Source organism: Streptomyces viridochromogenes (genome assembly GCF_001270495.1).
Lineage (GTDB): Bacteria > Actinomycetota > Actinomycetes > Streptomycetales > Streptomycetaceae > Streptomyces > Streptomyces viridochromogenes_A.
In genome coordinates this window covers 1-307 of record NZ_LGUR01000149.1, presented here as the reverse complement: position 1 = coordinate 307, position 307 = coordinate 1, and the positions used below count along the sequence as shown (strand labels likewise).

Here is a 307-nt window from a genome sequence, read left to right as displayed (position 1 = left end):
GTCTCCGGCGCGGATGAGGAGGTCGGTGAGGGCGGCGCCGGGGACGAGGGTGGTGCCGCCTGCGGCGTGGTCGGCGAGCCAGGGGTGGGTTGTGAGGGACCAGCGGGAGGTGAAGAGGATGCCGTCGGAGTCGGGGAGTTCGACCGCTGCGCCGAGCATGGGGTGTTCGGCTTGGGCCAGTCCTAGGTCTGTTGGGTTGCCTGGGGTGGTGGCGGTGGTGAGCCAGTAGGGGTGGTGTTGGAAGGCGTAGGTGGGGAGGTCGATGGGGGTGGTGGTTTCGCCGAGGAGGGGGGTGAGGTTGGTGGGG

General features: G+C 70.0%; 1 protein-coding gene. It reads right to left on the bottom strand.

The annotated features are described in order from the left end of the window. Positions 1-307, bottom strand: a 307-nt coding sequence (locus ADK36_RS15865) for a polyketide synthase dehydratase domain-containing protein (RefSeq protein WP_159391162.1), incomplete at both ends; no start/stop codon positions are given.